Origin of the sequence: Vibrio sp. J2-4 (genome assembly GCF_021728155.1) — a bacterium.
Lineage (GTDB): Bacteria > Pseudomonadota > Gammaproteobacteria > Enterobacterales > Vibrionaceae > Vibrio > Vibrio diabolicus.
Window position 1 is genome coordinate 730,366 of the sequence record NZ_JAKKCN010000001.1, and the last position, 21,008, is coordinate 751,373.

Sequence of the window (21,008 nt, forward strand, 5' to 3'; positions counted from 1 at the left end):
TCAATGTTTTCTCCGCAGAAGGTTTGGGGTAGACTGACCGAAAATACCTAATAAGTGACGTTATGCAAAATCTTAAAAAAATCGGCGCCATTGGTGGTGCTATCTCATTAGCGCTGTGTTGGCCATTGGCTGTCGGACAAATTGGTCAGTCCATCATTGAAGATGGTATTACCAATATGAATGATGAAATGATTAAAGGCGAAGTGGTCGAGTATCAGCGTGGCTATTTGTCTTCAGTCGTGCTGACTCGTTATTCAGTTGTTGATCCTGAGCTTAAAACGCAGCTAGAGCGTGATGGTATGCCAACGACGTTTGACGTAACCAGTGATGTTAGCCACGGTCTAACAAGCCTAACAGCAGATTCAAAATTGGTGGACAATGACTTTTTGCCTCTCACGATGCACAGTCAGACTCAACTAAATGGCAACACGGCATTCACCCTTGACCTAGACAGTTGGCATTATCGTAACGAAGCGCAAGGTGTTTCTGTTTCTACAAGCCCTGCAAAAGTGACAGGGGATGTGACGGTATTGGGTGATCTCAATTACCAAGTTTCTGTTCCCTCTGTTCAAGTGGATTTTGAAAACGGTGAAGAGCTTCATCTGAATGCATTGACAGGTCAGGGTAAAGGTAAGCAAGCAAAAGGCTATTGGCTGGGTGAGCAATCTTTTTCTCTAGAGAAGCTGGATGTGGTTGATTCGAACTTAACGCCTGTCTTTTTGATTGAGAATGCGAGTTACCGCGGCAACACTACGATGAATGAGTCTGGTGATAAGCTGAACAGTCAGCTGAACCTAGATGCTAAGAAACTGCGTTTAACTGATGGTACGGATGTCGATAACTTTAAGTTGGATTTCTCAATTGCAGATGTGGATAGCCAGTCATTTGACCAAATTATGTCTATCTATCAAAGCTCTCCAATGTTAGACGAGCAGGAAATTGCGAGCTTATTGCCGCATGTTGACACGCTGTTTAGCAAAGGTTTTGATTTATCCGTGAATGAGCTTTCACTTGCGTTTGGTGACGGTAAGTTCCATAACGAGTGGCAATTATCCATTCCTGAAGGTACTGACCACATTACTCAAGACCCAATGAAGTTGATGACGGCGACTACTGGTGAGCTCAGTACTTACTTCTCTGACGAATTAGTGACGCACTACCCATTTATTCAAGAAGGAATCGATGAGCTGCTCATCATGGAGTTGATCGAGAAAGTCGAGGGCGGTTATCAACTCAAAGCAGAAATCGGTGAAGGTAAATTAAAGTTCGAAAATGGACATGAGTTCCCATTAGTGGCGCTACTTATGCCCGCCTTGATGCAACAACAGTAGCCAAGTATTGTTGCGGAATTAATCCAATTTAACGCTTAGTCTTTAAAAAGAGGTCGTAAGACCTCTTTTCTTGTTTTTATCGCTGCGAAAACGTGATATTAATTTCGTAATATTTACATAGCAGGAGCAATGAGCATCATGGAACAAAATACGGACAACGTATTTAACTTCAGTGCAGGGCCAGCAGGTCTGCCTAAAGCAGTTATGCAGCAAGCACAACAGGAACTAATCGATTGGCAAGGCCTTGGTACTTCGGTCATGGAAATCAGCCATCGAAGCAAAGAGTTCATCAAAGTTGCAGAAGAAGCCGAGCAAGATTTACGTGATCTTCTGAATATTCCGGACAACTATAAAGTGCTGTTCTGCCAAGGTGGTGCTCGTGCTCAGTTTGCTGCTGTTCCTCTAAACCTACTTGGTGATGCCGAGACGGCAACTTACATCGACGGCGGTTATTGGGCTGAAAGTGCGGTAGCTGAAGCGAAAAAATACTGCGAGCCAGACGTATTTGATGCAAAAACAGAAATCAACGGAAAAGTAGCCGTTCTACCTGCAAACGAATGGAAAATTGCTCCAGAAGCGGCTTACGTGCATTTTTGTCCAAATGAAACCATTGACGGTATCGAGATTAACGATCTTCCTGTCACCGACAAACCAATCGTTGCTGACATGTCTTCGACGATTCTTTCTCGTGAGATTGATGTATCGAAATACGGTGTGATTTATGCGGGCGCTCAGAAAAACATTGGTCCTTCAGGCATTGCTATCGCTATCGTGCGCGACGACTTGTTAGGTATGGCGAAGCAGGTACTGCCAAGTATCTTGGATTACACTGTTCTGGCTGAGAAAGAATCAATGTTCAACACGCCACCAACCTTTGCATGGTACCTGTCTGGTCTTGTTTTCAAATGGTTGAAGGCGCAGGGTGGGGTAAAAGCGATCGAGCAAGTGAACCGCGCTAAAGCCGCACTACTGTATGATTACATCGATCAGTCTGATTTCTACCGTAATGGCGTGCACTCAGCAAACCGTTCTTTGATGAATGTGCCATTCCAACTTGCGAAACCTGAACTGGATGCGACGTTCCTTGAACTAGCAGATGCCAAAGGGCTGAAATCACTAAAAGGGCACCGAGCCGTTGGTGGTATGCGAGCTTCCATTTATAACGCCATGCCGTTAGAAGGTGTACAAGCGTTAGTCGATTTTATGCAAGAGTTTGAGAAAAACTACGCATAAAATCAAATTCACTGTTATTCATTAAAGCGTCGCAATTGCGGCGCTTTTGTTTATCTCAACTCACATCACTCCAGGAAGGTAAAATGACCAAGGCGAATATTGAAGCGCTGATCAAGCAGTTCCCACTCTTGGCGCCACTTATTGATCTTGAAGAGGTCTGCTGGTTTAACCCAAACATAACCTCTTTAGCAGAAGGTTTGCCCTATGTGAGGCTAGATGAGAAAGATATTCAAGCTGCGAGTGAACGGCTAGCACGATTTGCGCCTTATTTGATGAAAGCGTTTCCCGAAACGGAAGCTTCGCATGGCATCATTGAGTCTTCTGTGGTGGATGTTCCCAAGATGAAAGTGCGTTTGGAGCAGCAATACGACACGCCAATATTGGGTCGTTTAATGCTTAAAAAGGACAGCCATCTGCCAATTTCTGGTTCTATCAAAGCGAGAGGTGGCATTTATGAAGTGCTCACCCATGCAGAAAAGTTGGCGTTTGAAGCTGGCTTACTCTGCGAAACCGATGATTACAGCAAATTGTTCAGCAATGAGTTTCGGCAGTTTTTTAAGCAGTACAGTATTGCGGTTGGGTCAACGGGTAACCTCGGTATGTCCATTGGCATCATGAGTGCAAAGCTTGGTTTTTCAGTCTCGGTTCACATGTCTTCTGATGCGCGTGAGTGGAAGAAAAATAAGCTCCGATCACATGGCGTCAAAGTGGTGGAGTACCAGCAAGACTATGGTGTTGCCGTTGAGCAAGGTCGTAAAGAAGCTGAGCAAGACCCTAACTGCTTCTTTATTGATGATGAAAACTCGCAGACGTTGTTTCTAGGTTACTCTGTTGCGGGTGAGCGTCTTAAGCAGCAGTTTGATGACTTGGGAATCGTGGTTGATGAGCATCATCCGCTGTTTGTTTATCTACCCTGTGGTGTTGGCGGTGGGCCTGGTGGCGTGGCATTTGGTTTGAAAGTCGCGTTTGGTGATCATGTTCATTGTATTTTCGCAGAGCCAACACACTCTCCGTGCATGTTGTTGGGCGTGCATACCGGCTTGCATGACGAGATTGCGGTACAAGATTTGGGTATCGACAACATAACTGCCGCTGATGGTTTGGCAGTAGGGCGTGCGTCGGGATTTGTCGGTAGAGCGATGGAAAGGCTAATTGATGGCTTTTACACCATTGATGATGCTCGTATGTATCACCACTTGGGTGAGTTAAGTGAACTCGAAGGCATTAACCTAGAGCCTTCTGCATTAGCTGGTATGGTTGGGGTAGTGCATGTCTCGAATAATCATGCTTATCAGTCTCGAGTGCAATTTGACGAAGAAAAACTCAGAAACGCCACGCATCTTGTTTGGGCAACAGGTGGAGGCATGGTTCCGGAAGATGAAATGGCGGCTTATCTCAAAAAATCAGGTCGGTAAATCAGCCCTGTATACGTACTTAACTAGACAATTGACAATACAGGAATAGCAAAAGGGTCCATCGTTTGATGAGCCCTTCTCGTCACAGAATATCGAATTATAGAGACTGTAATAGCTGGTAGTAACGACCTTTCTGAGCGAGTAGCGTTGGATGATCGCCTTGCTCGATGATCTCACCTTGTTCCATCAAACAGATGCTATCCATGTTTTCTAATTCTATAAGTCGGTGTGTAATGAATACCACTGTCTTATTAGCAAAGTGCTCATTGAAAAGCGCCATCACTTTTTGTTCCGTACGCTTATCGAGGCCTTCAGTCGGTTCATCTAAGAGTAGGATTGGGGCATCACGTAGCAATGCGCGAGCGATACCGATTCGGCGTTTCTCACCACCAGATAACTGACGACCACCGTCGCCTAACCAAGCATCTAACCCTGGAGCCTCAAGAAGGCCACCAAGTTCGACTTTTTGAAGAATCTCAGACAGTCGCTCATCACTTGCTTCTGGAGCGGCCATAAGTAAGTTGTCACGCAGTGTTCCATTCAGTACATCAACGCGTTGACTTACCACTGTCATTGCTTCTCGCAGGTCAGACTCGCTCCAATCTTGCAGCTTTGTACCACCGATTCGAACTTCACCTTGGTTTACATCCCAGTAGCGACAAAGAAGCTGAATCAGTGTTGATTTACCTGAACCTGTTTGACCTACAATCGCTGTTTTAGTGCCCAACGGTAGTGAGAGTGACAAGTCTTTCAGCACCTTTTGCTGACCGTCAGGGTAAGTGAAGTCAATGTTGTCGAATTCAATGTCTGACGTTGTGTCTTTATATTTTGATTGCTCAGGGAAGACAACGTCAGGTTCAGCCAAAATTACTTCATTTAAACGACGAGCAGAAGTCAACGTTTGACCCAGGTACTGGAACGCGCCCGCAATAGGCATCAAAATTTCAAAACTTGCCATCGTTGCAAATGCAAACAACGCAATCCAAGGATCAGGAGCACGACCTCCTACGCCGTCTGCAGCAAACCAAAGCATCACAACCAGTGTAAGACCGTTCACAAGCATAAGCAGGCCTGAAGCCATGCCCGTTAAATTCGCGTTCACAAACTGATTAGACAAAAGCTGCTTTTGCTTCTCTAGAATGAGATTGCGATAACGCTCTTCTGCTCCAAAGATACTCAGTTCGCTGTATCCTTGAAGCCAGTCCAGAGTCACCACTCGCAATTGCGCTTTATGATGAGTGAGATTCTCGCCATTACTTTTACCAAGTTTATAGAACAACACTGGCCATACAAACAACATGACGGTAAGAATCGAGCCAAGCAGCAGCGCGAGATGCCAATCAAAGAACGCCAGGACAGCCGTTAAACTCAATATGCCAAAAATGCCAATCACGACAGGGCTGATAAGTCGAAGATAAACGTGATCCATCGCGTCAACGTCCGCCACTAGGCGGTTGAGCAGATCAGCATCACGCATCGTAGAGACACGACCCGGAATCAGTGGTGCAAGTTTCTTAAAGAAGAAGATACGTAGATCGGTAAGTAACTTGAACGTCGCATTGTGGCTGACGACACGTTCTCCCCATCGACCTGCGGTTCGAGCCATTGCAGCGCCGCGTACCCCGGCACCTGGTAACATGTAGTTGAAGGTCTCACGAGCAACCGTCAAGCCTGCCACCGCTGCGGCTGAAATAAACCAACCCGATAGCGTTAATAAGCCAATAGATGCAGCTAAGGTCAGAAATGCCAATAGCATACCTAGAGAAAGACCAAACCAATGTTTCTTATAGAGTTTTAGATAAGGGAGTAAATCACGCATCTAAGTTCCCCTTGTCTGTTTCACGTTGTGCGAGGTTCGCTTCCAACATGTCTTTAAATAAGCCATCTTCTGTCGACAGTGTGTCGTAATCACCACGTTGAACAATCAGGCCGTCCTGCATAACAAGAATTTGCGATACGCTTTGTAAAGGCGCCAACTGGTGAGTAATCATCAAATTCGTTGTGGCATGTGCGTACTTGTTAATGCCTTCCATGACGAGTTTTTCACTACGAGCATCTAAGCTTGCGGTCGGTTCATCTAATAACCAAAAACGACCATTTTGTAGCATAGCGCGAGCCAACGCTAAACGCTGGGCTTGGCCGACGGATAAACCACCAGAGCGGTCAGATATCGGGTAATCCAACCCATGCATTTCAACAAATTCAGCAGCATGAGAGTCATTCAAAACAGAATGAACGTCTGCATCTTGAATGTTGTGTTTGCCTAACGTGACGTTATCTCGAATGCTGCCATGTAATAGCATTGGGTTTTGACCAATCCAGCTTACGGCCTCTCGCCATGTGGCGAGATCCAGTTGTGACAATTCACAACCATTAATCTTCAAGCTACCTTGATAAGGCATGAAACCGAGGATGGTGTTTACCAAGCTTGTTTTACCTGCGCCACTTGGTCCAACTAAAGCCGTACTTTTGTTGGCTTCAAGAGAGAAGGATAGGGGACCCGCGAGCTGCTTACCTTCCGGGCTAAAAATGGTTAGCTCGTCCGCTTCAATATGGATAGGGCTGTTTTTATCTAACGCTTGGGTACCATCTTTGATTTGATCGACTTCCAAATCCAGAAACTCGACAATGCTTTCTGCTGCGCCAACCGCTTGCTGTTTCGCATGATAGAACGTGCCCAAATCACGTAATGGCTGATAAAACTCTGGCGCAAGAATCAGAATGAACAAACCAGCAAACAGCGTAACACCAGTGCCGTAGTAGCCGAAATCGAGCTCTCCGATATAACTAAAGCCAAAGTAGACGGCGGTAATTGCAATAGAAATGGAAGTGAAAAACTCTAAAACTGCTGAAGATAGAAACGCGATTTTCAGAACGTCCATGGTGCGAGTACGAAAGACTTCCGAAGCACCCTTCAGAGTTTCAGTTTCAGATTTTGTTCTATCGAATAAGCGAATGGTCGTCATTGCTTGCAAGCGGTCATAAAAGTGACCGGACAAACGCTGCATCGCTTTAAAGTTTTTACGGTTTGCTTCTGCGGCTTTCATCCCAACCAGTGCCATGAAAATAGGCACTAGTGGTGCTGTGACGAGGAAGATCAAGCCTGCCGCCCAGTTTACTGGGAATACGACAACCAAAATAATGAAAGGCACTAATACCGATAATGACATCTGAGGCAAGTAGCGAGAGAAGAAATCTTGCATATCTTCTACCTGCTCTAAGATGAGCGTCGCCCAGCTACCGGCAGGTTTGCCTTTGATGTAAGCTGGCCCAAGTTTATGAACTTTATCTAAAATGAGTTGGCGAATATAAACTCGAATTTGCTCACCGCAACGGTAACCGGCAAGCTCTCGACCCCAGGTACAAGCAGCTCGACCGATAACCGTGCCACCAAGCCCAACAAAATGCCAAATGAGGTCGGCTTTGTCGACTTGGTCAATGATTAACTGGTGCAGAATGGAGGCGAGCAGGGCTGCTTGAGCCAATAAAAACACGCTTGAAAGTACGCCTAGGCCTATCGCAATCATAAGCCAGCGCTTGGCTAACTTACTTTGTTGCTTCAGCCACTTATTCAAGCTGCTTTGCTTTTTCTTATCCATCGTGAAGGCTTAATGATAATTGTTTTAATGAGGCGGTAGTATACAAAAGAAAACCCAGCGGGAATACCGCTGGGCTTTAAGGATATGACACAAATGTGAAAAGTTATTTGTCACCAAGTGAGTCTAAGAAACGCTCAGCATCTAATGCCGCCATACAACCTGTACCTGCAGATGTGATAGCTTGACGGTAGTTATGGTCCATAACGTCGCCTGCTGCAAATACACCTTCAATGCTAGTTTGTGTCGCGTTGCCTTCTAGGCCAGACTTAACGATGATGTAGCCATCTTTCATGTCTACTTGGCCTTCAAAGATTTGTGTGTTTGGCTGGTGGCCGATCGCAATAAACGCCCCCATCACTTCAAGGTCTTCAGTCGCACCTGTGTTGACGTCTTTAATACGAACGCCAGTTACGCCCATGTCGTCGCCAAGTACTTCATCGAGAGTTCGATCGGTATGAAGAACGATATTACCGCTTTCAACTTTATCCATCAGACGTTTCACAAGGATCTTCTCTGCACGGAATGAATCGCGGCGGTGGATCAGGTGAACTTCTGACGCAATGTTAGATAGGTAAAGTGCTTCCTCAACAGCAGTGTTACCACCGCCCACAACTGCAACTTTCTGATTACGGTAGAAGAAACCGTCACAGGTTGCACAAGCAGAAACGCCGCGACCTTTAAATGCTTCTTCAGACTCAAGGCCAAGGTATTTTGCTGATGCACCTGTAGAAATAATCAATGCGTCACATGTGTACTCGCCAGAATCGCCTTTTAAACGAAATGGGCGTTGTGATAGTTCTACTTCGTTGATGTGATCAAACACGATTTCAGTTTCGAAACGCTCGGCGTGCTCTTTCATGCGATCCATCAATGCAGGACCTGTCAGACCTTCAGCGTCGCCGGGCCAGTTTTCAACTTCAGTAGTGGTGGTTAGCTGACCACCTTGTTGCATTCCCGTCACAAGCACAGGGTTTAGGTTGGCACGCGCTGCGTAGACGGCAGCTGTGTATCCTGCTGGACCAGAACCAAGAATTAATAGTTTACAATGTTTTACGTCGCTCATTATGGCTCCAAAAAGGGCTGAACATTTCTCTCGATTGTATGGAAATTCTTAGTGCTTTAAAAGCATAAACAACGATTGTGATCGAATAATTGGTTATAGATTAGAACCCACTAAAGATTGATAAAGAACGTTGACTTCTAGCATAAAATTCTATTCGTAGTAGAGAAGTCTAGTTTCAAATATCGCCAAAGCGCAAAACTGAAACATGGTTCTGTATTTGTGCTTTGGATTGGTCTATTATGTTGTTTTTGTTATTTTGTTGAAGCTATCAACGTTAAAAGCTGGCAATTGCAGAATATTTGCGTAACCTAGTGTGTAAATTAAATGTTAATTAATGTGCCTCATTAAAGGAGACAATGATGTTACATTCACGTGAGAATACTTTGCATTTAACACAGCTCAGCATGGCAGCAATTGAGCAGCTTTCCCCATCGTTTGAAGAACTGCCTCGTACCGAGCATGCAGATGGTCAGTATCGACTAAGACGTTATTCTGTGGTTGGTTTTGATAATGGCAAAGTCATTGACTTAAACAAAAACAGCTTTGTTCAATCGTCTGATATCAACCGATTCCAAGGTGATGTTGTAAGACAATTTGAGCCGATTGAGAAGGATATTCTCACCAGTGATGGTTTCCGAGAAATGTGCGAATTGTTTGTCAATGCGAATCATCTGCCTAACGGCCAGGAAATAGAAATTCACCAAATCCGAATCACAGCGCTAGAAGAAGAAACTCAAGTGGCACCTGAAGGTGTACACCAAGACGGTTTTGATCACATTGCAATGGTTGGCGTGGGACGTCATAACATCATTGGTGGCGACATCATGCTGTACAGCAGTCATAACCAAGCCCCATTTTTCCGTAAGGTGTTAGAAACGGGTGAGGTTGCAATATTGGCAGACAGTAAACTGTGGCACAACGCGTGCCCAATCCGTTCTGTCATTGATGATGAAGCGGGTCATATGGATGTGTTTGTACTCACGGCTACGGATAAGCGCAATGAACTTCAATCTTAATCTGATCAGAGAGCAGTTTCCGGCACTCGCTCAATACCATAACGACAAACCTGTGACGTTTTTTGATGGTCCAGGCGGGTCACAGGTACCTCAATCGGTTCTAGATAGCATGGTGGGGTATTTAGGTCGTTTCAACGCCAACTTAGGCGGGCATTATTTTTCTAGCCAAAAGACGGTTGACGTGATGCAAAATGCACGCGAGTCAGCGCAAGCTCTGCTTAACGCGCCGTCATCTGGCAATATCGTCTTCGGTGCGAACATGACATCGTTAACCTTTCAGCTTAGTCGTGCGATTAGCCGAGATTGGCAAGAGGGAGATGAGATCATTGTTTCTGCTTTGGACCACTATTCGAATGTGTCCAGCTGGCAACAAGCGGCAGAAGATCAAGGCGTTACGGTTCATCAGGTTCGTATCAACGAAGATGATTGTACGTTGGACTTGGAGCATTTAAGCAGTCTTCTTTCTGATAAAACGCGCCTTGTAGCGGTGACCTATGCATCGAATACGACTGGTTCTATCGTGGATGTGCAGCGAGTAGTAAGCATGGCGCACAACGTCGGGGCACAAGTTTATGTGGATGCCGTTCATTACGCGCCGCATCACTTGGTTGATGTTCAAGCGTTGGGTTGTGACTTTTTAGCGTGCTCTGTTTACAAGTTTTTCGGCCCGCACGTTGGTATTGCTTACATTGCCGATCAGTGGCTGCACAGTATTCGTCCGTACAAAGTCGAGCCTGCAACCAATATTGGCCCAGGCCGATTTGAAACGGGGACGCAAAGTTTTGAAGGTCTTGCTGGTGTCGTTGCTGCGGTTGAGTATCTGGCTCAATTTGGTGAAGCCGGTTTACCTCTTCGTCAACGATTGGAGCAAAGTTACCAATTGTATGAACAACATGAGCAACGCTTGAGTGAGCGTTTCTTACAGCGTCTGAGTGCACTAGATGGTGTCAATCTATTTGGCATTGCGAAAGAAGATAGCCAACTCCGCACACCAACTTTTGCGCTAACATTCGACCTATATTCTCCAGAATTCATCGCGAAAACGCTGGGTGAACACAACATCTGTGTTTGGAACGGCCACTTTTATGCGCTGGGTTTAGTTCGTCAACTTGGTCTAGAAGAGTCGGGTGGTGTAGTACGAATTGGTTGCATGCATTACAACACAATAGAAGAAGTCGATATGTTGTTCGATGTACTAGAAAACATCCTTGATGCGTAACTGATCATATCTTCCTGATAGAAAAACAAAAGCTCGAGTCAAACTCGAGCTTTTTCGTTTTTATTTCAATAAACCAGCTACATACGAAACTAGGCGCTTACTTCCACTTCATAGGAAGTGAATTTTCTTACGTTGATCACGCCAGTGTCAAAAATGAGGTATTGACCTTTGATGCCTTGCAAAGTGCCAGTAACAACCGGGTTTTTATCGAAATTATGCGAGGTGATCTTAGTTGGGTGCTGTTGCACCGGATAGCTAAGGTCGGTAATGCTTTCGCTTAATATTTCAATTGCATCTTCACCGAATTGCTGTTTTATCTCAGCAATCTTATCTTCGACTAAAGGTAATAGCTCAGCAAAACGATCTTGCAGTGCCATTGGTTCACCGTCGCCTTTCAGCAGTGTGCGCCAATTGGTTTTATCTGCGATATGTTTCGCCAGTTCAACTTCAATTAAACCGGAGATATGGCGAGTTTTTACCTTAAAAATTGGCAAACCCTGAGTCGCACCTTGATCAATCCAACGAGTTGGGATTTGCGTATGACGAGTGATACCAACTTTTAAGCTGGATGTATTGGATAGGTAGACAAAGTGATCCACCATGCAGTTCTCTTCGCCCCATTGTGGCTCGCGACAAGTCCCTTGGTCGTAGTGACAAGTCTCTGGTTTCATGATGCACATATCGCAGCTTGCTAGCTTTTTCATACAGACAAAACAATGGCCTTGCGAATAACTCTTTTTCGTTTTCTTACCACATGAGCAACAAAAAATATTGCCCGTGTGAGTCAGTGTGAGCGTTTTACCCAGAAACGGCGATAGATCAATTTCTTCCTCACCAACAGGTAGACGGTAACTGACAGCACCGTCCAGAGATGCACGCATTTTATTTAGCGTACCAGTTGCAATTAATGACATGACATTACTCATTATTGTGTTTTTGCACAGTATATCCGAAGTGGTGATGAGATGCAGGGTTGACAGACACATTAAAGCGAAATGTATCGCTCTGAAATGTTATGCACTGGCCTTCATGGGTTAGGAAATACGGCTGTGAAATGCTTCGCAAATAACAAGTGAACCGCATTTTTGAGAGATTTAAAAACGTGATAACGGTTCAAAACACGTTACCATGTATCGAAAGTAAGAACGAAGACTAAAAGTAATTTTGTTTCTTGATAAATGACTTTGTTTGAAGTTCGAAAAAATCATTGAGTACATTGTGTTGTATATAAGCTGAGCAGGTCACTCGCCCATGAAGTGGATCCATAAATTTATCTTTGCCCTCTCTATTTGCACTATTAGTTTGGTTGCGCTGTATAGTGTTCTTGGCGATACACGAAAGCTGACCATTACACCAGAACATTTCAATATCTATGCGACTAAAGACGCCAGCGAAGGTGGCTTGAGTGAGGCTGATATTATTTACGATAAGCAAAGCCTAGTTCTCAGTTGTGACTTAAAGCAAAGCTCGTATGCTTGGCCTTATTGCGGAATCTCTGTTTATACCGATTCCACAACGCCAACACAGGGGATTGACCTTTCCAACTACCATACGATTCGATTGAAAGTGAGATATGAAGAGGCGGGGGTGGGGCCCAATCCGAGCCATGATTTGCGTTTATATCTGCGCAACTATAACCCTGAGTATTCCAAACCAGACGACGAGTACACGATTAAATACAATGGCATGCAGTTTTCTCCGTCCGGTTCAAACGATATCATCGAAATTCCGATTAAAAATTTACAGGTGATGACGTGGTGGTTAGTAGACAACAAAGTCGCGATTGAACACTCTGCACCTGAATTTTCAAACATCACACGTATTGATATCGCGACCGGATCTGGTGCGGCACTTGGCGAGCACAAAATTGTGATTGATAAAATTGAGTTTGAAGGCGCTTACCTTGCACAAGAAACGTTACTGTATGCGCTCTTACTCTCTTGGATGGCGCTTGGACTGGCATTTTCGCTGCACGAATTACGAAAAAATCGAGTCGCTTATGAAAAAGCGAAAAAACGTCATCGTCATTTAGAGAAGGTGAATGGTACGTTGCGAGCTCAAAACTATGAGTTTGCAGAGTTGGCGCATCGCGATGCGTTGACGGGAGCGATGAACCGTCACGCAGTTCAGCACTGGCTTGAGCAGCAATCACGGCAAGTTCGCTGGGGGCATAGTACATTCAGTATCCTTTATATGGATTTGGATAAATTTAAGAAGGTGAATGACAAATTTGGGCACCAAATGGGGGATGACATATTGCGCGAATTTGTCATGGTGGTGGCAAGTTCCATCTACCCAGATGACCGACTTGTTCGTTGGGGGGGAGAAGAATTTGTTGTATTTTGCCCTGACACCAATATTGATCAAGCTGTGAAGAAGTCGGAAATGATTCGCAAAAATGTGGAGAGTCATTTGTGGGTACACGGTGAATCATTAACATGCAGCATTGGCGTCGCCCAAATGCAAAATGAACGCGTCTCAGAAACCATGGCGAGAGCAGATGAAGTGCTCTATCAAGCGAAGCGCAATGGTCGTAACCGGGTCGAGGTTCATTATGGTTTGCTTGCCTGCGAAAAGAAGCAAGCCTAACGATTCGTCACTCAAAGGAATAAAAAAAGGTGGCCAACTGGCCACCAAGAGGGAAACTGCTGAACGCCACTTAGGGGGAAGTTTGGGTCATCGATGTGATTACCGTGAGCAGCAGTGTAGTGCTAATCGAACTTGCTGTTTTTACCAGAACAACCAAGCGAAAAGCGTTAGTGCAGCAATACAGGCAATGTTTAAGACGAAACCAATTCGCATCATTTCTTTTTGCTTGATATGACCCGTACCGAACACAATCGCGTTTGGAGGTGTTGCAACAGGTAACATAAATGCACAAGATGCAGCGACGGCAATTAATGCAGAGAGAATGACCGGAGACATGCCTAAGGCCTCTGCGATGGTTGCAAATACAGGGACCAGCAGTGCAGCACTAGCGGTGTTACTTGCAAACTCAGTCAAGAAGACAACAAAAGCAACCACTGCAAGAATCGTTAGGAGAATACCGGCTTGCTCAAGGAAGCCTGACAAGCTATGAGCCAAAAATACGCTTGTTCCGGTTGCTTTTAGAACGTTGCTCAAACAGATACCACCACCAAATAGGATTAACACACCCCAGTCGGTTGTTTTCTCAATATCTTTCCACTCGACGGCGCGAGAAGCCCCAAGCAGAAGGATCGCACCTATTGCGACAAGGGTATCGAACTTAGCGAAGCCACCTAGCATAGCGTTAATAGGCTTACTGAAAATCCACAACGTGACCGTCAGTAAGAAAATCGCCAGCGTAATCATTTTGCCGTTTGTCCACTCGACTGGTTGATGGTCAAGGTCAAACTTGTGGCTAAGGTCAGGCTTAGTCATGGTGTACAAAACGAGAATAGCGATTGGCATTAGTACTAATGAGATAGGCACACCGAGCTTCATCCACTCAGTAAAACTTAGGCCGACTTCAGCTGCTGCAATGGCGTTTGGTGGGCTACCAACCAGCGTTGCAATACCACCAATCGAAGCGCTGTAAGCGATGCCGAGCAGAACAAACAAAAAGGTATTGTGATTTTTCTTCGCGTCTAGCTTTGTCATCACACCCAGTACAAGGGGCAGCATCATAGCGGCAGTGGCGGTGTTTGAAATCCACATCGACAGGCCAGCACTAACACCAAATAGCATGAATACAGCGACAGACATTTTGCCTCGTGCGAGTAACAGCACTTTATCAGCAATAGCTTGGTCTAACTTCTGTTTATGCAAAGCCGCAGCAAGTGCAAAACCACCTAAGAATAGAAAGATGATGGAGTTGGAGAAGTTGTTCAGCGCGGTCTGAGTGTTAAACACGCCTAAAAATACCGCAAGTAATGGTATAAGCAGCGCGGTTATGCTGACGTGAATCGCTTCGGTTAGCCAAAGAATAGCAACAAAAACTAAGATGCTTAGGCCAGTTACTACTTGTGGCTCAAAGGGTAGGGTATTAAACAAGATAATGAACAATACGATATTCGCGTTCAAAATCATGCTGTTGCGAGTGAAGAACCAGTTCTTCAATGTCACAGCGAGTGCGGTCATGGGTAGTGCTCCTTTTGCATTGCCTTTTGTCGGTTTTTTTATGGCAAAGTAACTGACTTGTAGTTATTTATTGATTAAATGTTACTTGGAATGCAAAAAAGAGTTTTGCCTGAATCGTAGAGCAAATTAGAAAATGTGATGTTGAGAATTGGAAATGGGTAGAAAACTACCCATTTGTTTTATAGAAATGTTATTAGCCTTGTGAGCTGCGTTGTTACTCTATTCGACGGGAACTTGCAGAGGCTCATTAGAGATTTTTTCAGGCTCTTTTACTGCAACGATAGGTTCTTGAGGACCAAGAAACTTGGGCTGCGTATTAATAATGTAGAGGTCTAAAAAGGCTTTCACACGGGCGAGCAACTCTCGAATACGCATTGATGTTTTTTGTTTGTTTGTCGTAGGTCCTGCTACCGCAAGACACTGCGCATCAATGTTGTAAGCATCGGCAATAAACAGCGCTCGCTCACAATGAAAGCGCTGAGTCACAATCAGAAAGCGCTCCGAAGCAAAAATCTTTTTCGCCCTCACAATCGAATCTAGAGTACGAAAGCCAGCATAATCAAGGTGAATCACTTCCTCAGGCACGCCGGCTTTAAGTAAGTCGCGTTTCATCGTCCACGGTTCGTTGTAGGAGCGATGGGCGTTATCGCCACTCAATAAAAACTGTTTTACTTTGCCTTGGTTGTAAAGCTCAATCGCTGCATTAATGCGATGAGTGTAGTAAGTGTTGAGGATCTTACCGATGTATTTACTGGTACCGAGAACCACAGCAACCTCATGTTGAGGTATTTGTTCGTATTCAGTGAAAATGCTTTCTTTGGCTTGTAAAACCACCCACCGGTCGATGGCAATAACAGAAACAAGCAGACTAAGTACAGAGATCGACAAAATCAAAGCAAGTCGCTTCCAGGAAAATTTCAGCTTCCACTTTGATCTTATGCGAGAAAACAACAAAACGTTTTATATCCTTAACTAAAAATGTAGTTCTCATCATATCTGATAGAAACAAAAAGAGAGAAGCCCATTTATGCCAAAATCTGGTTAGGATGATAAAAAAATAAAAGCCCCTACATGGTAGGGGCTAATTATTAAACGAAATGTCTCAAGCTTAAAACGCAGTGCGTTTGTAGCGACGGTAAACTGGCTGCCAGAACGATTGTTCAATCGCCACGTTCAATGCTTCATCAGTAATTTCTAACGCCACACCTTGCTCGATTGCCTTCTTACCAACAGCAAACGCGATCTTTTTCGATACCGAGTGGATCTCTTCCAACGGTGGAAGTAGCGCACCACGACCGTTGATTGCTAGAGGAGAGCATGTTGCGAGCGCACGGCTTGATTCCATTAGCATCTCGTCGGTGACACGTTTTGCGTTTACAGCAAGTACACCAAGGCCAATGCCAGGGAAGATGTAGCTGTTGTTACATTGGGCAATAGGGTAAGTGCGACCTTCATGAACCACAGGCTCAAATGGGCTACCTGTTGCAACCAGTGCTTCACCATTTGTCCAACGAATGATGTCGTTCGGTGTTGCTTCTACGCGGCTTGTTGGGTTTGACAGTGGGAAGACAATCGGACGCTTACAGTGTTTATGCATTTCTTCGATGACTTCTTGGCTAAATAGGCCAGGAGCACCAGAAACACCAATTAGTACCGTTGGTTTGGCGTTACGCATAACGTCGAGGAGTGAGAAGCCATTTCCTTCATTTTCCCACTCTTTCGTATTGGTATGTTTCTGCACCAGGCGTTGTTGGAAATCAAGAAGGTTAGGCATGCCTTCTTGTAACAGACCCCAACGGTCAACCATGTAAACTTGAGAGCGAGCTTGCTCGTCAGAAATCCCTTCCGATACCATTTGTGCGATGATCGCTTCTGCGATACCGCAACCAGCAGAGCCAGCGCCCAAGAAGGTGATACGCTGCTTAGACAGCTGAGTGCCTGCTGCTTTACAGGCTGCAAGTAGAGAGCCAACAGTAACGGCCGCCGTGCCTTGAATATCATCATTGAAGCAGCACACGCGATCTTTGTAACGCTCAAGAAGAGGCATCGCATTTTTCTGAGCAAAGTCTTCGAACTGGATCAAGGCATCAGGCCAACGGCGCTGTACTGCTTGAATAAACTCTTCTACAAATGCATCGTATTCTGCACCCGTAATACGAGGGTGACGCCAACCCATGTACATCGGATCAGCTAAACGTTGCGGGTTATTGGTACCCACATCAAGCACGATTGGTAGCGTGTAAGCAGGGCTGATACCACCACACGCGGTATAAAGTGACAGTTTACCAATAGGAATACCCATGCCGCCGATACCTTGGTCACCCAAGCCAAGGATACGTTCACCATCTGTCACAACAATCACTTTAACGTTGTGGTTTGCTGCATTATTCAGCAAGTCGTCAATACGGTCACGGTTCGGATATGAAATGAATAGACCACGACCACGGCGGTAAATGTTAGAGAAGTTTTCACATGCTGCGCCGACAGTTGGCGTGTAGATGATAGGCATCATCTCAGAAATGTGGTTTTGCACTAGGCGGTAATACAGTGTTTCGTTGGTGTCTTGGATATTACGCAGATAAATGTGCTTATCCATATCGCTTTCGAAACTCTTGTATTGCTGGTAGGCACGTTCCACCTGCTCTTGGATTGTTTCGGTAGACTCTGGAAGCAAGCCTTCTAAGTTGAATGAACTACGTTCTTCAGCAGAGAATGCACTGCCTTTGTTCAAAAGAGGGGTTGCTAAAAGAGCCGGACCCGCATATGGAATATATAGTGGGCGTTTATCGTTGTTCATTGGGTGCCTTATGTAGGGTTGAAGGATGCGCACCAAATTTTAACGGGTTCACCATTTAGTTGTAAACATGCGTTGATGCACATCAATGTAATGTCGCAAAAAAACTCAGATACCGCCGAAAATATCGGCAATATTGGTTGTTTAGAGATACCTAAAGCAGGATTTTTTTACTTGGGTATAATGTTCTGCATCATCAAATCAAATCCAATTTCTATGTTTCAACTACCTATCGACAGCCTGCAAGCTGAGTTTGACCAACATGTGAACCAAAACCATCTCGTGGTGGAAGCCGAAACCGGGTCAGGTAAATCTACCCGTTTGCCTATGTGGGCGGCAAAACACGGACGCGTGCTGGTTATTGAACCACGTCGAATTGCTTGTACCTCGTTGGCTGAATATCTTGCGGAGCAATCTGGTGAGCCAATAGGTCGCAAAGTCGGTTACGCGATCAAGCTTCATGCCTACTTTGATGAAAAAACCGAAGTTGTATTTGTGACTCCGGGAGTCGCACTGCGTTGGTTTGCGGAAAACAAGCTAGCAGGCTTCGATATCGTGATAGTGGACGAATTTCACGAGCGACGCTGGGATATTGATCTATTAACCGCAATTTTGAAGCAAGAAAATCAACATCGGTTGATCGTCACTTCCGCTACGCTGGAGGGCGAAAAGCTAGCGCGTTACCTGAATGCGAAGCGTCTGCGATCTGAAGGGCGTTGCTTTCCAGTCACGGTGACACATCGTTCTTTAGACAGCCGTTATTTACCGAATAAGAAGGGATGTGAACAAGAGGTTTTCAGAGCGGTAAAAGAAGCATTGGAAGATGAAGATGGCGATATTCTTGTTTTCCTGCCTGGACGCAAAGAGATCACCCAATGTGCTCAGATGCTACAAAGTTGCGGCGAAGTCATGGTGGTCAAACTTCATGCCTCGGTTAGTGATGAAGAACGGCACCGCGCGTTAACTACGCAAAAACAACGAAAAGTCGTATTGGCAACCAATGTTGCGGAAACCTCCTTAACGATACCTAACATCCGAGTTGTCATTGATAGCGGCTTAGAGCGCAGAACTGTACAACGAAATGGACGTACAGCACTGACGCTAACCAACATTTCTAAGGCCAGTGCCGCGCAGCGAATGGGGCGAGCAGGTCGCGTTGCCGAAGGGGCTTGTATTCGTCTATATGGTGAGCACGCGCCTTTAGAGTTGGTGACACCTCCAGAATTACACAGAGAAGAGCTCGTCGAGCCCATGCTGGCAGCAGCTTGTTGTGGGTATCGTCTCTCAACACTCGATTTTCTCGACTCAATTCCCCCAAAGTCGCTAGAGGCATCTCATTTAACCTTGTTGTCCATGGAAGCGATTGATGAAGGCGGCAATGTCACGAAGCACGGGAGAAAAGTATACCCACTACCTATTGATGCACTGTTTGCCGATCTCGTTACCAGAATTCAAGCGAAGACAGAGAAGGAAGCAATGATTGACTTGGCAGCAGCATTATCTGTGCCTGCTCAACTCTATCAGCGACAAAGTGGTGAAGTCGCTGAGCTTCTATCTCAAGAGGAGCCATACGGATGTGATGCCTCTTTGCTAATCCGTTTGGTTCGGGGGGAGCTACTCCCTGGTATTGTCATTGATGCCAGCGCACTCGAAGAGGCACAAGGTTTAGCGAAACAAATGCGAGAAGTATTTGAATTACCGGAACTTGACGTTGCCTCTCGATATAAACGTGAAGCGCTCTTTTCCTCCATCGCCTCATTGCACCCTGAGCTTGTGTTTGTCCGACGAACTCGTCGAAGAGATGCATTGGGAAATGGTGTTGCCGAAATGCTGGTTGGGCGTAACAGTCGCTTTCCTGATAAAGAAGAAGCGGCCATCGTGCTAGATAGCCATAGCGTGCCAGGACGAGGCGTTAAGCAAACACTGAACCTCGCATCGGTCATGATGCCTATCCCGCTGACGTTGTTACGCGAACTTGAATTTGGGGAGTGGCAACAAGGCGAGACGAATTATGAAGAGGAGACCCCAAGAGCAACGATGCATTTGGTCTACGCCGGGCGAACAGTCTGTTCTGAACACCAAGCGTTACAAGGTGATGTTGCTGTTCAGTCTATTGTCGAAATGATAGAAGATGAGACACTGTTACCAGGTTTTGCTTCTCAAAGAAAACAACAAATCCAACACTGGAAACTCTACAACGCATTGGGCCTTAATGTCGAAGGAGAAGAGGTTAACGACTTAGCCTCCTTGACATTTTCTAGCTGGTTAAAGGATCAGTTGGAAACATTAGGCGTCGAAAATGTCGATGATATGGCGTTGTTTGAACCGGAAGACTTAACATTTAACGGTGTTCCGGAATGGGAATACGACGATTTCACGGAGCAGTACCCTTTAGAACTTTCGCTGCCAGAACTCCAACTGGATGTTGAGTATTACGCGTCTCGCAAGCTGGTACAGGTCGTTTATCGAGAGGGAAACCGTAAGGGAGACCCGAAGCGCTGGGAGCTGCCACGCTGGGCTGGTTGGAAGATACAGTATAAAAAGGCCAGTCGAGTGATTGATGTGAAGTAGGTAGGTGGATGACGTTGTGACAAGAATTGATATTTTCTTGGTGAATCTATAATGATTTCATATTGATAGCGTTACTTACGTGTTGTTTTTAGTTTCTTAATTGAAATATTAATCAATTGAATGCTTATATATGGCGAAGCTGTACATCAGTTGTTACAAAGCTGGTTTTAATATTTCCTTTTGCATGTAAATTAGGGCATAAAAGACGAATGTTTTATATCCCATTGCTATATCAAAACAGTTGAACGATATTTGGTATATCTCATTTTCGAGTGTCGGGGGCATAGAATGGATCAACAAGGAAAGACGTGCATTGAATTCGACTACACTAGCTTTTTAGGGGCGACAGGTAGTAAAAAATGGACCTTTTTAGAGGCATTTGCCACCATCGCGCCTATTTTCGGTTTGATGTGGAAACAGAACATTGCGGAATTGAGCAAGCCTGAAGATCGGTTGTGGGATGCCGCATTAAAATCGATGTCTTCTCGTAAAAGTGATGAATCCAATTTGGTCCGCTTAACCCAGTTAGCTAAACATGAAGGGATCAACGAATTGCGAGTCGTTATGCCATATTCGCTCGATGTTCAGCAAATCGAGTACATAGAATCTCGCAGTCAGTTGAAGGTGGACACGTCAGAACAAGATGTCCTTAACATCAAGTTTTAG

The 21,008-nt window shown here is 45.2% G+C and carries 15 protein-coding genes; 8 read left to right on the forward strand and 7 right to left on the reverse strand.

The window, feature by feature from the left end:
• The first annotated feature begins 62 nt into the window (after positions 1–62).
• From L3V32_RS03300 to L3V32_RS03310, 3 genes are all read left to right on the forward strand, one after another.
• A complete protein-coding gene (locus L3V32_RS03300) occupies positions 63–1,331 on the forward strand; it encodes a DUF945 family protein (RefSeq protein WP_005393205.1) in 1,269 nt (422 codons plus the stop codon).
• A 138-nt stretch (positions 1,332–1,469) separates the two neighbouring features.
• On the forward strand, positions 1,470–2,564 hold the full coding sequence (serC, locus tag L3V32_RS03305) for a 3-phosphoserine/phosphohydroxythreonine transaminase (RefSeq protein WP_005393203.1): 1,095 nt from the start codon (positions 1,470–1,472) through the stop codon (positions 2,562–2,564).
• Between the two features lie 83 nt (positions 2,565–2,647).
• On the forward strand, positions 2,648–3,979 hold the full coding sequence (locus L3V32_RS03310) for a D-serine ammonia-lyase (RefSeq protein WP_237283800.1): 1,332 nt from the start codon (positions 2,648–2,650) through the stop codon (positions 3,977–3,979).
• A 97-nt stretch (positions 3,980–4,076) separates the two neighbouring features.
• Here the strand turns inward: L3V32_RS03310 and cydC are convergent, their stop codons facing one another.
• The 3 genes from cydC to trxB all read right to left on the reverse strand — a co-directional run bounded on the left by cydC (position 4,077) and on the right by trxB (position 8,641).
• A complete protein-coding gene (gene cydC / locus L3V32_RS03315) occupies positions 4,077–5,798 on the reverse strand; it encodes a cysteine/glutathione ABC transporter ATP-binding protein/permease CydC (protein ID WP_237283801.1) in 1,722 nt (573 codons plus the stop codon).
• Positions 5,791–7,578, reverse strand: coding sequence for a cysteine/glutathione ABC transporter permease/ATP-binding protein CydD (gene cydD / locus L3V32_RS03320; RefSeq protein WP_237283802.1), 1,788 nt, complete (start codon positions 7,576–7,578; stop codon positions 5,791–5,793). The genes cydC and cydD overlap by 8 nt, the downstream gene beginning before the upstream one ends.
• A 103-nt stretch (positions 7,579–7,681) precedes the next feature.
• A complete protein-coding gene (gene trxB, locus L3V32_RS03325) occupies positions 7,682–8,641 on the reverse strand; it encodes a thioredoxin-disulfide reductase (RefSeq protein WP_005393195.1) in 960 nt (319 codons plus the stop codon).
• A gap of 359 nt (positions 8,642–9,000) precedes the next feature.
• On the opposite strand from trxB, the gene L3V32_RS03330 reads away from it, so the two are divergent.
• Both L3V32_RS03330 and L3V32_RS03335 read left to right on the forward strand, forming a co-directional pair.
• On the forward strand, positions 9,001–9,657 hold the full coding sequence (locus L3V32_RS03330; protein ID WP_005393193.1) for a 2OG-Fe dioxygenase family protein: 657 nt from the start codon (positions 9,001–9,003) through the stop codon (positions 9,655–9,657).
• Positions 9,641–10,876 (forward strand): cysteine desulfurase-like protein, encoded by a 1,236-nt coding sequence (locus tag L3V32_RS03335; protein ID WP_237283803.1) that lies wholly within the window; start codon positions 9,641–9,643, stop codon positions 10,874–10,876. The genes L3V32_RS03330 and L3V32_RS03335 overlap by 17 nt, the downstream gene beginning before the upstream one ends.
• Positions 10,877–10,965: 89 nt before the next feature.
• On the opposite strand, the gene L3V32_RS03340 is transcribed toward L3V32_RS03335, so the two are convergent.
• Complete coding sequence (locus L3V32_RS03340; RefSeq protein WP_005393189.1) at positions 10,966–11,790, reverse strand: DUF2797 domain-containing protein; 825 nt, start codon at positions 11,788–11,790, stop codon at positions 10,966–10,968.
• 337 nt (positions 11,791–12,127) lie between these two features.
• Here L3V32_RS03340 and L3V32_RS03345 point away from each other — a divergent pair, with 337 nt between their 5' ends.
• The gene (locus L3V32_RS03345) at positions 12,128–13,465 is read left to right on the forward strand and encodes a GGDEF domain-containing protein (protein ID WP_114322450.1); all 1,338 of its coding nucleotides are present in this window, start codon (positions 12,128–12,130) and stop codon (positions 13,463–13,465) included.
• A gap of 141 nt (positions 13,466–13,606) precedes the next feature.
• On the opposite strand, the gene L3V32_RS03350 is transcribed toward L3V32_RS03345, so the two are convergent.
• From L3V32_RS03350 to L3V32_RS03360, 3 genes are all read right to left on the reverse strand, one after another.
• Positions 13,607–14,977 carry a DASS family sodium-coupled anion symporter gene (locus tag L3V32_RS03350; RefSeq protein WP_005395853.1) on the reverse strand — a complete coding sequence of 457 codons (1,371 nt, stop codon included), beginning with the start codon at positions 14,975–14,977 and terminating at the stop codon, positions 13,607–13,609.
• 219 nt (positions 14,978–15,196) lie between these two features.
• The gene (locus tag L3V32_RS03355) at positions 15,197–15,931 is read right to left on the reverse strand and encodes a vancomycin high temperature exclusion protein (RefSeq protein ID WP_031780501.1); all 735 of its coding nucleotides are present in this window, start codon (positions 15,929–15,931) and stop codon (positions 15,197–15,199) included.
• A gap of 154 nt (positions 15,932–16,085) precedes the next feature.
• The gene (locus L3V32_RS03360) at positions 16,086–17,774 is read right to left on the reverse strand and encodes an NAD-dependent malic enzyme (protein WP_005395857.1); all 1,689 of its coding nucleotides are present in this window, start codon (positions 17,772–17,774) and stop codon (positions 16,086–16,088) included.
• 213 nt (positions 17,775–17,987) lie between these two features.
• Between L3V32_RS03360 and L3V32_RS03365 the strand changes: the two genes are divergently transcribed.
• Positions 17,988–20,342 carry a helicase-related protein gene (locus L3V32_RS03365; RefSeq protein ID WP_237283804.1) on the forward strand — a complete coding sequence of 785 codons (2,355 nt, stop codon included), beginning with the start codon at positions 17,988–17,990 and terminating at the stop codon, positions 20,340–20,342.
• 288 nt (positions 20,343–20,630) lie between these two features.
• Entirely contained in the window at positions 20,631–21,008 is a 378-nt protein-coding gene (locus tag L3V32_RS03370) for a hypothetical protein (RefSeq protein WP_005377965.1), read from the forward strand.

Excerpts from the sequence above, each read along its gene's own strand:
- L3V32_RS03345 (WP_114322450.1), top strand. The coding sequence starts at position 12,128 with ATGAAGTGGATCCATAAATTTATCTTTGCCCTCTCTATTTGCACTATT.
- L3V32_RS03310 (WP_237283800.1), top strand. The coding sequence starts at position 2,648 with ATGACCAAGGCGAATATTGAAGCGCTGATCAAGCAGTTCCCACTCTTG.
- L3V32_RS03360 (WP_005395857.1), bottom strand. The coding sequence starts at position 17,774 with ATGAACAACGATAAACGCCCACTATATATTCCATATGCGGGTCCGGCT.
- L3V32_RS03340 (WP_005393189.1), bottom strand. The coding sequence starts at position 11,790 with ATGTCATTAATTGCAACTGGTACGCTAAATAAAATGCGTGCATCTCTG.
- cydC (WP_237283801.1), bottom strand. The coding sequence starts at position 5,798 with ATGCGTGATTTACTCCCTTATCTAAAACTCTATAAGAAACATTGGTTT.
- L3V32_RS03330 (WP_005393193.1), top strand. The coding sequence starts at position 9,001 with ATGTTACATTCACGTGAGAATACTTTGCATTTAACACAGCTCAGCATG.
- L3V32_RS03335 (WP_237283803.1), top strand. The coding sequence starts at position 9,641 with ATGAACTTCAATCTTAATCTGATCAGAGAGCAGTTTCCGGCACTCGCT.
- L3V32_RS03350 (WP_005395853.1), bottom strand. The coding sequence starts at position 14,977 with ATGACCGCACTCGCTGTGACATTGAAGAACTGGTTCTTCACTCGCAAC.
- L3V32_RS03370 (WP_005377965.1), top strand. The coding sequence starts at position 20,631 with ATGGATCAACAAGGAAAGACGTGCATTGAATTCGACTACACTAGCTTT.
- trxB (WP_005393195.1), bottom strand. The coding sequence starts at position 8,641 with ATGAGCGACGTAAAACATTGTAAACTATTAATTCTTGGTTCTGGTCCA.
- L3V32_RS03300 (WP_005393205.1), top strand. The coding sequence starts at position 63 with ATGCAAAATCTTAAAAAAATCGGCGCCATTGGTGGTGCTATCTCATTA.
- L3V32_RS03365 (WP_237283804.1), top strand. The coding sequence starts at position 17,988 with ATGTTTCAACTACCTATCGACAGCCTGCAAGCTGAGTTTGACCAACAT.
- serC (WP_005393203.1), top strand. The coding sequence starts at position 1,470 with ATGGAACAAAATACGGACAACGTATTTAACTTCAGTGCAGGGCCAGCA.
- cydD (WP_237283802.1), bottom strand. The coding sequence starts at position 7,578 with ATGGATAAGAAAAAGCAAAGCAGCTTGAATAAGTGGCTGAAGCAACAA.